Below are 13565 nucleotides of genomic sequence, written 5' to 3' on the forward strand. Positions count from 1 at the left end.
CTTTCATTCTTCTTCAGTGATCTCTAAACTATCCACTAAATGATTTAGTGTTTGATCATCTGCATAATTTTCTTTGACATATTGTTGAATTGCATCCAGTTTTTGATTACGTTGCTGAAAACTATGAAAGAGACCTAATTTTTCTTCATACTGCTGCAATATTTTTTCAGAACGTCTGACATTGTCATACACTGCTTGCCGACTAATATCATATTCTTCGGCAATTTCACCTAAAGAGTAATCATCAACGTAATAACGCTCTAAATAATTAACTTGTTTGTTAGTTAGCAGTGGTTGGTAAAATTCAAATAATGAATTAATATAATTATTTTTTTCTAATTCCATGCCACAACTCCTTCATAACACCGTCACGGTGCCAAAATAAGCCTACCGATTTTTGATTATTTAGTCAATCCTTTATTCAGAAATCAACCCTTTAAATAAACCATATACAAAATCATTAGCATTAAATTCACGAAGATCGGTTACTTTTTCACCTAAGCCAACATATTTCACCGGTAAATGTAACTCGCTCCGAATGGCCAAAACTATTCCACCCTTAGCAGTCCCATCCAGCTTAGTCAAAACAATTCCAGTTACATCGGTTGCTTCTTTAAATAATTTAGCTTGATTTAAGGCATTTTGCCCAGTAGTACCATCCAACACTAATAATACCTCCTGGGGAGCATCTGGGATTTCACGAGTAATAACTTTTTTCATTTTGGCTAATTCATTCATCAAATTAACTTTGTTTTGTAAGCGCCCGGCAGTATCTACCATTAAAATATCATACGATTCTGATTTGGCCTTTTTGACACCATCAAATACAACAGCAGCTGGGTCCCCTTGTTCCTTACCTTTAACTATATCTACACCATCGCGTTCAGCCCAAACATTTAATTGTTGAATGGCACCGGCTCGAAAAGTATCTGCGGCAGCTAACAAGACTTTCTTTCCTTGATCCTTATACATTTTCGCCATTTTACCGATAGTCGTTGTTTTACCAACGCCATTGACTCCAACAAATAAAATAACTGTAGGCCCTTCTTTCGCCATATTAATTTCATTTGATTCACCGTTGCCAGCGTTATCGTAAATATCAATCATTTTTTTAACAACAACATTTTGAACTTCTTTGGCCTTTTTTACATTACGTAATTTAACTTCATCACGCAATTCATCAGTAATTTGAAGCGCCATTTCATAACCAACATCAGATTCAATTAACATATCTTCTAGATCATCAAAAAATGATTCGTCAACACTTCTAAAATTAGCAAATAATTTATTAAGACGTTGGCCTAATGTTGACCGTGACTTAGCTAATCCACGTTCATAGATTTGATCATCATCTTTATTAGTGGCTTCAGTTTCATTTTCTGGTTTATCTTGGTCATTATTTAATTCAACTTCAGTTGTGGTTTTTACCGTAATATTTTTTTCGTTAATCGCTTCACTGTTTTGTTCATTATTTTCTGATGTTAACTCAGCTTCAACCGGCAGCTCTTGGCTATCTTTACTTTCACTTGTAACATGCTCAATTTCAGCTTGGTCTTCTTGATTGTTACTATTAGTAACTACTTCATCAGACACAACCGATTCTGGTTCACTATCGCTCACTTCACTACTAGTGTTATCAAGCACTTTTGGTGTTGCTTCAGTGTTATTAATTTCTTCTTGGGTATTAACCTTGACTGATTCTGTTGATTCGTCCGGTTCTTCATCTATTGCATCTTCAGAATGGTCTGTTTGGTCTGCTACGCTTTTAACAACAGTTTCTGGATCATCATCTGGTGTTGTGTTTTCTGCGTGATCTTCCGGTGTTTTAACCGGCTCTTCTTTAGTTTCTTGTTCCTTTTTACTTCTACGTTTGAATATATCAAATAATCCCATTATTTTATCACTCCATTATTTCAATCTGTCATTACTACCGAAACTAGGTTAGAAACACCGTAATTTTGCATCGTAACTCCATACATCTGATCTACAAATACCATAGTTTCTTTTCGGTGAGTAATCACGATAAATTGAGTTTCATTAGTAAAAAACTTCAAATACTTAGCAAATCGTTCAACATTAGCTGGATCCAAGGCAGCTTCTACTTCATCTAAAATACAAAATGGTACTGGTTGAATTTTTAAAATAGCAAATAATAATGAAATAGCCGTCAGTGCTTTTTCGCCACCTGATAATAATGATAATGGTCGATTCTTTTTACCAGGAGGCATTGCCATGATATCAATTCCAGAAGTTAACGGTCGATCTGGATCAGTCATAATTAACTGAGCCTTACCACCACCACCAAACATTTCTTTAAAGACAGTATTAAAAGCCAACGCTAATTGCTTAAAGGACTCTTCAAACTGCTGGGCACTTAATCGATCAATTTTATGGATTGTATTCTGTAAATTTTTCAGTGAGTCCTGCACGTCTTGTCGTTGTTTAATCAAAAAATGATAACGTTTATTCACTGAATTGTATTCATCAATAGCCCCTACGTTGACAGCTCCAATTTCATTCAAGCCCTTTTCTAACAATGCAATTTTAGTAGCCACTTTGGAACTTGTTAACTGTGCTCCCTTAAGTTGAATTAGTTGGTTATCCGTATAGTGGTATTCTTGTTTCAACTTAATTATTAGTTCTTCCAGACGTTGTTTTAGCGTACTCGTATTTTGTCGCTGAGTTGCCACTTGCTGAATGATAGTAGCCACCTGAACTTCTGCTTGATTTAAAGTATCTTGCCAATTAGTTAATTCATCCGATAAAGTTATTTGTTGTTGTTTTAAATTATTGTCAGAAGTAGCTTGTTTTGACAACCGTTCTTTACAATCAATAATTTGTTGTTCAACTTCTTTAATCTCAGCATCAGTAACCATATTTTGCTGTTTTTGATTATCTTTAAAATTTTGCAATTGTTGCTTAGTTGAATTAAGCAATTTACTAATTTGTTCAATATTAATCGAGATATAACTTTGTTGTTGGTTTAATTTACTTAAAGACTCAGTTTCTGTAGCTTGCTTAGCTCGTAGATTTAATTGAATTGTTGTTTTCTCATTAATTGTTTGATTTATTTGCGTAATTTTCCGATTAACTCGCTCCAAATCAACAGTTAACTGCTGATTAGTTAATTTCAAACGTTTAATATCTTGTAGACTATTTTGCCGTTGTTGTATTTGATTTTTGCTAATTGTTGCTTGATTGATTAGTGTATGTCTAGATGCAATGACATTTTCTTTTTCGCGTTTTTTTTGATTTAATAATTCTAATCGATCACTAATTTGTTGCTTTTGATTATCAATTTCTTGCTCTAATTTTCTTTTATTAGCCTGGTTAGCAGTTAAATTAACTTCTTGTTGTTGGCCCAATAATAATACATCCTGATACTTTTGCTTAGTAGCTTTTACCTGTTGTTTATCAGCCAAAAAATGGCCAGTACCATGACGTTGCGCTCCACCAGTAAGTGTTCCACCAGGATTAACTACTTGACCATCTAGCGTAACTACTTTAATTCGTTGATGCGCGGTTTGATTAATGGTTAACGCATTAGTTAAATTATCAGCTACAACTGTGTTACCCAACAAAAACCATTGGATTTTAGTTAATTTTTCATTTATCGAAACCAAATCGGCCGCAACACCAATGTACCCTGGTAATTGTTTGATTTGATTTAACAAATGTGCTTCAATCTTATGTTCCTTTAAGGATTGAATGGGTAAAAACGTGACCCGTCCTAGCTTATTTTTAGTCAAATAAGAAATTGCCTCTTTAGCAACACCATCATTGTCTACAATAATATTCTGTAATCGCCTTCCTAAAGCTGTTTCGATGGCCAATGTATAACGATTACTAGTGTCAATAAAATCAGCAACTGTTCCCCATAAACCGTTAAAATCATTTCGTTGTTTTAATAAATTTTGAACACATTGATGGTACGAATGGTGTTCTTGAACTGACCGGTCTTCGTAGGTAAGCTGAGACTTTAGTTGTTCCTTTTGATTGATCAATTGTTGCCACTTTTGGGTGGTCAATTCTAATTGTTTTTGCTGTTCTTGACGCTGTTGCTGCAGTTTATTTAATTGTTGTTTTTGCTGATCTAAATTTAACTCGAGGGTCTCAATATCCTGCTTTAGAGTATTAATTTGCTTTTCTTGAATTGCAATTTGTTTTTGTTGCTCTTGTTTTCTTCTAATAAAATTAGCCGTTTCTTGCTCCTGTTGGCTTTGCTGCTTTTGAAGTTCTTCAACTCTAGTGACACCCACCGTTTGTTGTTCTAACAGCTTAAGCCGTTGATCTTGTATCTTGGCCAAATCTGACTGTAATGGTTTAATGTTCAACTCAATAATTTGACGTTGATATTGATCCAAAAGGCCATTTTTTTGGGTTATTTGCTGATCTAGTTCCCTTTTTTGTTGTTGCCATTGTGCTAACTCATCTTCTTGCTTACTAAGACTTTCGTTAGCCTGTTGAATTTGGTTAGCTAAATTATTTACCGCTTGTCGTTGATATTGTTGCTGCTGCTTAATTAATTTTAACTGACCTTCTAATTGTTCTTTTTTAACCATTTCTTTATTGTGACGGTCACGCTGAGTATCATTATCTTGCTCAATCATTACTATCTTTTGCTTTAAGGCAGTAATATGCCCTTGAGCCGTTTTAATTTGTTGCTGTGCCTGATTTTTGGTTTCAGTTAAATTTTCTAAATTGTTTGATTTTAATTCTAACTGACTTAATAAAGAAGCATATTGGCTACCTATTTGTTGCTCTTTTAATGTATCCAATTGTTGCTTTTGAGTTAAATAATCAGCAGCAATGTCACTTTCATCTTTTAACTTCGGTAAACGTTGTTCTAATTCAAAAATAATATCATTTAGCCGAGTTAAATTATCATTGGTACTTTCAATGTTTGATTGGGTCGTCTTTTTTTGTTGTTTATATTGATAGATACCGGCCAGATTTTCAATAATATATCGACGTTGTTCAGCAGTACTGCTTAAAACCCCCTCAACATTTCCCTGAGAAATAATCGAATATGCGTCAGCGCCTAATCCTGAATCCATAAATAGTTCTGTAATATCTTTGAGCCGACATTCTTGATTATTAATCCCGTACCAACTGTCACCGTTACGAAACAATTTTCTAGTAACTGCGATTTCTTTATAAGGGGTTTTTAAATACTGATCTGAATTATCCAAAATAATTGTAACTTTAGCTAAATTCATTGCCTTGCGATTCTCGGCACCGGAAAAAATAACATCCGTCATTTTTTGTCCTCGTAATGTTTTAGCTGACTGTTCCCCTAAAACCCAGCGAACCGCCTCAGCAATATTGCTTTTCCCACTACCATTGGGACCAACAATTGCGGTAATACCATCGGGCATGTTAATGACCGTTTTATCTGCAAAAGATTTAAATCCAGAAATTTGAATAGATTTTAATTGCACAATGACCCCTACTTATCTACTTCACTATAGTGAGTTAATGCTTGTTGAGCTGCCTTTTGTTCAGCTCCTTTTTTAGAATGACCTACTCCAACACCAAGTTCTTGACCGCCTACGGTTACACTAACCTTGAATTGACGATCATTTTCCGGACCAAATTCATCTAACAGTTCATAATCAATGGCAACCGGACCATCATGTTGAGCTAATTCTTGTAGTTCAGTTTTATGATCAAAAAATTCGTCAAAGGCCCCTTGATCTAGCTTAGGAAAAACTACTTGATGACAAAACTTTTCTACTGCTGCCTTGCCTTGGTCTAAATATAATGCTCCTACAAATGATTCAAAAATATCGCACAAAAGTGAATCACGTTCACGAGCATGGGCCTTTTCTTCACCTTTTCCCAAACGAATATATTGGTCAAAATGACATTCTCGAGCAAAACTACTAAAACTTTGTTCGTTAACCATTGCTGCCCTTAAACGGGTTAATCGTCCTTGCGGTAACTTTGGATATCTCAAAAAAATGTATTCAGAAACCACTAATTGTAAAACTGCGTCACCCAAAAATTCAATTCTTTCATAAAATTTCAAGTGTTGTTGCTTATGCTCATTTACGTAAGAAGCTTGCGTAAAGGCCTCATCTAATAAATCCGTATTTTGAAAATTAATATTAAAATCCTTTGATAACATTTCCTTTAAACCAGGTATCATTTTGTTCCTCCATAATTGGTAATATAAGAAAAAATTGAAATTAATTCCTACAGGAACAATTTCAATTTCAAAGATTTATTTACTTTGTTTTTCAAAAATGTAATTAACTGCTTCATCGATAGTATTAAGATTTTCAGCATCTTCGTCTGAAATTTCAGCATCAAAAGTGTCTTCTAATTCCAATACAAATTCAACAAAGTCAATTGAATCAGCATCCAAATCAGTTTTAAAATTTAATGTTCCAGTTATCTTATCTCGTTGAACATCAAATTGATCTGCTGTAATATCAGCAATTTTATTAAAAATTTCTTCTTTTTCCATTTAAATTACACCTAACTTATCATTAATTTTGCAGTCTTAATAATCACATTATAACAAATAAGATTATTTTTTGGTGCTTAATTTAATTTCTTCTAATTCAGCTTGATGATCCGCAATGTACTCCTCTAACGAAGCAATTAAACCAGAATTAACAATCATCTTAATTTGATTAATTGTATTTTTTATCGTATCTGCTTTACTGCTACCATGAGTTTTAACTACTGGAGCTTTAACCCCCAGCAACACAGCCCCACCATACTTAGAATAATCCATTTTAGAAACCATTTGATTCAAGCCATTCTTTAAAAGTAAGCCGCCAATTTTGGCCTTGATTCCATTATCCATAATAGCCGACTTTAACATTGAACCCATTGCTTTGGCTGTACCTTCAATAGCTTTTAAAGTTGCATTACCAGTAAAGCCATCAGTAACCACCACGTCTGCCGGACCATTTAAAATATCACGAGATTCTACATTGCCTACAAAATTAAAGGTTGAATTATTGGCTAGTAAGTCATGGACTTTACGGTGATTCATATCACCTTTATCTGCTTCAGTACCATTATTTAATAAACCAATTCTAGGATTAGTTAACCCCATTACCTTCTGACCATAAAATTCACCCATTAGCGCATATTGATACATATTTAATGGCTTAGTATCTGCATTAGCTCCCACGTCTAACATAACAAAATGGCCATTATTTTCTGTTACTACTGGCAATTCCGTGGTTAAGCCCGGTCGGTCAATTCCCTTAATCCGTCCCACAATAAAGAGGCCCGCAGCTAAAACTGCTCCTGAATTACCGGCTGAAAAAAAGGCATCTGCTTTTTGATCTTTAACAGCTTGAGCCGCTAGAACTAAACTTGATTGTTTTTTGGTTCGAACCGCTTTAACGGGCTCATCTTCCATGGTAATGATCTCTGGAGCATCAATGATTTCAATTTGTGCGTCATTATCCAAATACTTTTTAATTTGATCAGTTTGACCAAATAATAAAAACTCTAGGTCTGGATTTTCTTCGCGAGCCAACATTACACCCTTAACTACTTGTTCAGGGGCAAAATCGCCTCCCATTGCATCAACAGCAATTTTCATATAGTGCCTCACATATTATTTAATTTATTAGTTTGTAAATACTTAGCTAATTGTACATTCTCTGGCTTACTTTGCCAATTTTTTTCGCTGACAATTTGGCGGGCCTCATTAGCAGCAACGGTCAATATATTCATATCCCCAATTGGATCACCTAGTCTAAATTCCGGCAGACCTGATTGTTTAGAGCCAACTAAATCTCCTTGGCCTCTTAACTCCAAATCTTTTTGGGATAAGAAAAAACCATCAGTGCTTTGGACAATGGCATTCATTCTTTCTTTTCCTAATTTATTCTTTGGATCGGCAATTAAAATACAATAAGATTGATCAGCTCCTCGACCAACACGCCCCCGCAACTGATGCAATTGGGCCAAACCAAAATGATCAGCGTCCAAAATAACCATAGTATTAGCATTAGCAACATCGACCCCCACTTCAATTACCGTTGTGGCAACCAAAAGTTGGTAACGTCCTTGCTTAAACTGTTGCATAACTTCATCTTTTTCATCATTGGTCATTCTGCCATGAAGTAATCCGACATTGAATTCCTCACCAAAAATTGTTCGAAAACGTTCATATATTTCAGTAGCATTTTTCATATCCACTGCATCTGACTCTTCGATTAACGGTGCTACAACATATACTTGATGAGAAGCTAACAACTGTTTTTTAATGAACGCTAATGCCTGGTTAGTTTTAGCAGCGGGTAACCAAGTGGTTTTAATAGATTGTCGTCCGGCTGGTAATTCATCAATAATAGAAGTATCCATATCACCATACATTGTAATGGCCAACGTTCGTGGAATTGGCGTTGCTGTCATGGACAAAAGATTCACTGCTGAACCCTTTGCTTTTAACGCCTTACGTTGATTAACCCCAAAGCGATGCTGTTCATCAATTACCGCTAACCCTAAATTTTGATAACGTACTTCAGTTTGAAATAAGGCGTGGGTACCAACAATTAAGTTGATTTGACCATCTTCAATTCTGGGTAACAATAACTTTCTAGCCGCTGGTTTAGTAGAACCTGTAAGCAAACCAACATTAACTGCCGTATCCTTAAATAAATTAGCCAACTTATTTGCATGCTGTTGAGCCAAAATTTCGGTAGGTGCCATTATTGCCGCTTGCTTACCGCCTAAGACCGTCATTAATACTGCAATAGCTGCAACAATAGTTTTGCCACTCCCAACATCACCCTGTAACAGTCGATTCATTTCTCTAGGGGCCTTTAAGTCCGCTTTGATTTCATTAATAACTTTAATTTGGGCATTAGTCAGTTGGAATGGTAACTGATCAATAAAATGATTGATTGATTGATCATCAATTTCAATTTGAGCTACAGAATTAATAATCCGTTTTTGTTCACGCATTTCTTGTAATTGCATTTCATAAAGAAAAAACTCCATAAATTTACCAGTTCGTAGAGCCAATTGAGCTGATTTAGGTGATTTAGGAAAATGCAAATTATAGATAGTGTCATGAAAATTTTCTAAGTGATAATGTTTTCGCAATTTCTCCGGAACGACATCCACAATTACCGATTGATAATCATCAAAGGCTTGCTGGATCAGCTTTTGAATTGTATTTTGCTTAATTTCCTTACTAGCCGGGTAAATTGAAGCAAACTGATTGCCGCCATCGTGAATGATTTTAATACCTTGAATCTGGTGTCGAACCTGGTTAAAAGTACCGTAAACAATGATTTCAGTATTAGCCTCAATTTGTTTTTTAATCCATGGCTGGTTAAAAAAAGAAACTGTTATTGGTGAATTATTAACTAGCAATTGGACATTCACAATAGCCCGTTTACGACCAAAGCGTACAATAGTCGGCTCTCCTAATACGATCCCTTTAACTGTTACTTTTTGACCATCTACGGCTTGTTTCAGGTCTATTAACGACATATCGTCATAACGCCTAGGAAAATAGGTTAATAGGTCCCTAACGGTATTAATTCCCAATTTATTTAAAGCAACTGCTTTTTTAGGGCCTACACCATTTAATTCTGTAATTGCATCATTTAATTTTTTCATTATTAATCCTTTAAAAAGACAAGGGGTCGGGAACATTATGTTCTCCGACCCTTTGGATAAATAAATTATTCAACCGAAATTAAAAATGGATAAACCGGTTGATCACCTTCATGAATTTCAACTTCTAATTCATCATCAAGGTTCAAGATACCATCAGCCACTTGTTGAGCATGATCTTCATCAGTATCATTTCCCCAAAGGATAGTGATTGCTTCGCTATCTTCATCAAGCATTTTTGCGACCATATCGATGGATGTTTGAACCAAATCTGTTCCAATAACAGCGATTTTGCCATCAACGATTCCCATTAACTGACCTTTTTTAATTTCTAAGTCATTTAAACTAGTATCACGAACCGCAGTCGTAACTTGACCAGATTTAACAGTTGCTAAATTAGCAGCCATCATTTCTTCATTTTCAGTTAATGATCCTTCTGGATTATAACCCAGCATAGCCGTGATTCCTTGAGAAACAGAAGTGCTATGCACAATTGCCGTTGGAATATCTACTACTTCAGCCGCTTGTTCGGCAGCTAAAAAGATGTTTTTGTTATCTGGTAGTACAATAACGTTCTCGGCATTAGCTTGTTTAATCAAGTTGACGATATCTTCCGTGCTAGGGTTCATCGTTTGACCACCACTGAGTACTTCGCTGACGCCCATGCTCTTCAATAACTTAGTAATACCCTCACCACTAGCAACGGCAACCACGGCTGTTGTTTTAGGTTGTTCTGGTTCACTAGAAACTGCAGGCATGTTTTCTTCGTCTTGTTCGATAATAGTTTCTTGTTGTAAACGCATGTTATCAACTTTAACTTTAGCTAGATCCCCGAATTCTTGTCCCCAAGCGATTACCTTACCGGGATGTTCAGTGTGTACGTGAACTTTAACAATTTCTTCGTCGTTGACCACCAAGAGTGAGTCACCTAGATTAGCAAGATAATCATAGAAAGTTTCATAATCAAAATCTTGATCAACTTGCTTGCCCCGTCCAATTCGAACCATGATTTCAGTACAATAGCCATAAACAATATCATCCGGGTTTAACTTACTTTGAACGCTTTGATGGTGCGCAGCATCAATCATTTCCGTCATTTCAGCATCGTTAGGTTGGTGACTATCCTCACTGGCAACAGTTCTACCATTTAAAATGTCATCAAAAGCTTCTAAAACAAAAGTCAAGCCTTGTCCACCAGAATCAACAACACCAACTTGTTTTAATACTGGTAGTAATTCTGGGGTCTTTTTTAATGCTATTTGTGCATTTTGATAAATAGCATCCATTACTGCTACCACATCATCAGTAGCAGCTGCCGTTTCTTTACCGGCCTGTGCTGCCATTCTAACTACCGTTAAAATGGTTCCTTCAGTCGGCTTCATCACTGATTTATATGCTGTTTCAGTCGCACTAATGAAAGCGTCTGCTAAATCTTGCGCTCCCAAAGCTTCTTTTTCACTAGTTGATTTAGAAAAGCCGCGGAAAATCTGAGATAAGATAACGCCAGAGTTCCCCCGGGCTCCCATCAATAATCCTTTGGCTAGTGAGTTAGCCAAATCGCCAACTTTAACGCTAACGTCTTGATTGACGTACTTTTCCCCGCTGCTTAATGATAGTGACATATTGGTTCCAGTATCTCCATCAGGAACTGGGAAAACGTTTAATGAGTTAATAAATTCAGCATTATTATTAAGTTTATTAGCTGCCGCTTGAACCATTGCGGTAAATTCAACATTTGTAATCTTTGATACTTTCAAGTGCTTATCCTCCTTGGTCAATTTAAATTTATTAGTCGGCGAGTACTTGGACTCCCTGGACAACTACATTGACCGAGTTAGCGGTAACACCAAGCATACTTTCCAGGTTGTACTTAACTTTTGATTGAACATTTTTAGAAACTTCTGAAATCTTAGTTCCATAACTAACAATGATATAAACTTCAATAGAAATACCATTATCATTTTGGGTCACAACAACACCCTTAGAGTAATTTTCTCGTTTCAAAATATCATTAACATTATCACGTAATTGATTACGACTGGCCATACCAACCACGCCATAGTTATCGGTAGCAGCTCCACCCACTACTGTTGAAATAACGTCGTTATCAATGTCTACTGTTCCAAACTGTGTCTTAATTTTTACGGCCATAATTCACAGCCTCCTTGAAATTAGCTATTTTGACAATTAACATCAACCTATAATACCACAACTAAAATCAAAACTAAAATTAATGATGTAAAAGTAAGCTGTCAAGTATAATTACTTGAAAGAAAACTATTGCAATAACGGGGTAACTATGATAAATTATTTAAGTGGAATAAAGCAGAGCTAAAAAAATATACTGCTAAGAAAGGGGATTTGTTACCCATGGCTAAAGATTTTATCAATGGCAAACGGACTCACTTCGGTAACAAACGTTCACACGCCTTGAACGCTAGTCGTCGTAGCTGGAAGCCAAATTTGCAAAAAGTTCGTATTCTTGTTGACGGTAAACCTAAGAAGGTTTGGGTTTCTGCACGAACTCTTAAATCTGGAAAAGTTACTCGAGTTTAATTTTCGAAGGTCAACACTTGTTGATCTTTTTTTATATCTAAGTTTTATAAAAAAGGACATCCGTAAGGATGTCCTTTTTTTGCTGTTCATTAAATATCTTTGCTCTGAATAACTGCTACCATACCACTAGTAAAACTAAAATGACCAGTGGTACCCAAAAACTCATTACTGGCAAACGAAATTGGTCGATCAGCATTAAAATTTTTCAAAGTATATTTTTCATCTGGTAATTGTAAATCAGTCACTGGTGTAAGTGTTACGAACGCCAAATACTTTTTATCCGTTTCTTTGACTAAATCATATTCTCCGGGTAAATAAAAGCTAATTGTATTTTGTCGATCAATCAAACGAATTTTAGGTGCGAACGGCTTAAACCTAGGTTCTAAAACTAACCATAAATTAGACAAAAAATGATCAATGCGGCCTCCCGTAGCACCATAAATATCAATTTGATCTGCTTGATATTCATTTAACGCAACTTCTAATCCTAATTGCGTATCAGTATCGTCTTTTTCTGGAATGGACTGACGAATGTCTAAAACATGTTGTTTGACCAATTTAAGTTCAGCAGCACTCATAGAATCAAAATCACCAATAGCCACAAGCGGGTCAATTCCAGCCGTAATTAAATGCAGATTACCTCGATCAATACCAATCCAATCACCCATTACTTGATTTTGCTTTAATTCAGCAGGCCACAATTCGGTTGGTCCGCCCACCAACAAATTGATTTTTGCAGTCATAATTATTTAGTAGCGTCTTTGATGGCTGTAATACGTTCAGCAGGATCATCTGCACCGAAAACATATGATCCGGCAACGGCAACAGTGGCACCGGCTTGATAAGCGGCAACGACTGTTTCATTATTAACCCCACCATCAATTTCAATGTCAAAATTAAGATTTTGTTCTTTTTTAATTTGATTTAATTCAGCAATCTTATTAACTGTTTCTGGTAAGAATTGTTGACCACCAAATCCGGGGTTAACAGTCATTACTAATACTTGATCCACCATGTAAAGTACCGGTTTGATCATTTCCACTGGAGTACCAGGGTTAATAACTACCTCTGTCTTAGCACCAGCATTTTTAATCATTTGTAATGCCCGATGAATATGTGGCGTAGCTTCCACGTGAACCCCAACAATATCAGCACCAGCATTAACATAATCTTCAACGTAACGTTCTGGATTTTCTACCATTAAATGTACATCTAAAATCATTTTAGTGATTGGTCGAATAGCTTTCACCCAACCAGCACCATATGAAATTGCTGGCACAAATAATCCGTCCATAACATCAATATGCAAGTATTCGGCTCCAGCTTGATCAACCTTTTCAATATCTTTTTGTAAATTTACATAGTCTGCACTTAAAATCGAAGGTGCTACTTTAATCATTTCCAATTCC

At 35.7% G+C, this 13565-nt stretch carries 12 protein-coding genes; 1 reads left to right on the forward strand and 11 read right to left on the reverse strand.

Features of this window, described 5'->3' with window-relative positions:
• Positions 1-3: 3 nt before the first annotated feature.
• The 9 genes from HII32_RS06995 to HII32_RS07035 all read right to left on the reverse strand — a co-directional run bounded on the left by HII32_RS06995 (position 4) and on the right by HII32_RS07035 (position 11751).
• Complete coding sequence (locus HII32_RS06995) at positions 4-345, reverse strand: putative DNA-binding protein (RefSeq protein WP_172189744.1); 342 nt, start codon at positions 343-345, stop codon at positions 4-6.
• A gap of 72 nt (positions 346-417) precedes the next feature.
• Positions 418-1893, reverse strand: a complete 1476-nt coding sequence (ftsY, locus tag HII32_RS07000) for a signal recognition particle-docking protein FtsY (RefSeq protein WP_172189746.1) — start codon at positions 1891-1893, stop codon at positions 418-420.
• A 20-nt stretch (positions 1894-1913) separates the two neighbouring features.
• Positions 1914-5441, reverse strand: a complete 3528-nt coding sequence (gene smc / locus HII32_RS07005) for a chromosome segregation protein SMC (protein ID WP_172189748.1) — start codon at positions 5439-5441, stop codon at positions 1914-1916.
• A gap of 8 nt (positions 5442-5449) precedes the next feature.
• Positions 5450-6151: a ribonuclease III gene (rnc, locus tag HII32_RS07010; protein WP_172189750.1), complete on the reverse strand. Its 702-nt coding sequence runs from the start codon at positions 6149-6151 to the stop codon at positions 5450-5452.
• Positions 6152-6226: 75 nt separating this feature from the next.
• Positions 6227-6472, reverse strand: coding sequence for an acyl carrier protein (acpP, locus tag HII32_RS07015; RefSeq protein WP_172189752.1), 246 nt, complete (start codon positions 6470-6472; stop codon positions 6227-6229).
• A 63-nt stretch (positions 6473-6535) separates the two neighbouring features.
• A complete protein-coding gene (gene plsX / locus HII32_RS07020; RefSeq protein WP_172189753.1) occupies positions 6536-7570 on the reverse strand; it encodes a phosphate acyltransferase PlsX in 1035 nt (344 codons plus the stop codon).
• Between the two features lie 8 nt (positions 7571-7578).
• Positions 7579-9603 carry an ATP-dependent DNA helicase RecG gene (gene recG, locus HII32_RS07025; RefSeq protein WP_172189755.1) on the reverse strand — a complete coding sequence of 675 codons (2025 nt, stop codon included), beginning with the start codon at positions 9601-9603 and terminating at the stop codon, positions 7579-7581.
• Between the two features lie 65 nt (positions 9604-9668).
• Positions 9669-11357, reverse strand: coding sequence for a DAK2 domain-containing protein (locus tag HII32_RS07030; RefSeq protein ID WP_172189757.1), 1689 nt, complete (start codon positions 11355-11357; stop codon positions 9669-9671).
• 31 nt (positions 11358-11388) lie between these two features.
• Positions 11389-11751: an Asp23/Gls24 family envelope stress response protein gene (locus HII32_RS07035; protein ID WP_172189759.1), complete on the reverse strand. Its 363-nt coding sequence runs from the start codon at positions 11749-11751 to the stop codon at positions 11389-11391.
• Between the two features lie 219 nt (positions 11752-11970).
• Here HII32_RS07035 and rpmB point away from each other — a divergent pair, with 219 nt between their 5' ends.
• Positions 11971-12156 (forward strand): 50S ribosomal protein L28, encoded by a 186-nt coding sequence (gene rpmB, locus HII32_RS07040; protein WP_172189761.1) that lies wholly within the window; start codon positions 11971-11973, stop codon positions 12154-12156.
• An 89-nt stretch (positions 12157-12245) separates the two neighbouring features.
• On the opposite strand, the gene HII32_RS07045 is transcribed toward rpmB, so the two are convergent.
• Together HII32_RS07045 and rpe are read right to left on the reverse strand one after the other, a co-directional pair.
• Positions 12246-12899 (reverse strand): thiamine diphosphokinase, encoded by a 654-nt coding sequence (locus tag HII32_RS07045; RefSeq protein ID WP_172189763.1) that lies wholly within the window; start codon positions 12897-12899, stop codon positions 12246-12248.
• A 2-nt stretch (positions 12900-12901) separates the two neighbouring features.
• A complete protein-coding gene (gene rpe / locus HII32_RS07050; RefSeq protein WP_172189765.1) occupies positions 12902-13555 on the reverse strand; it encodes a ribulose-phosphate 3-epimerase in 654 nt (217 codons plus the stop codon).
• Positions 13556-13565: the final 10 nt, after the last annotated feature.

This window comes from Lentilactobacillus kribbianus, from assembly GCF_013184075.1.
Taxonomy (GTDB): domain Bacteria; phylum Bacillota; class Bacilli; order Lactobacillales; family Lactobacillaceae; genus Lentilactobacillus; species Lentilactobacillus kribbianus.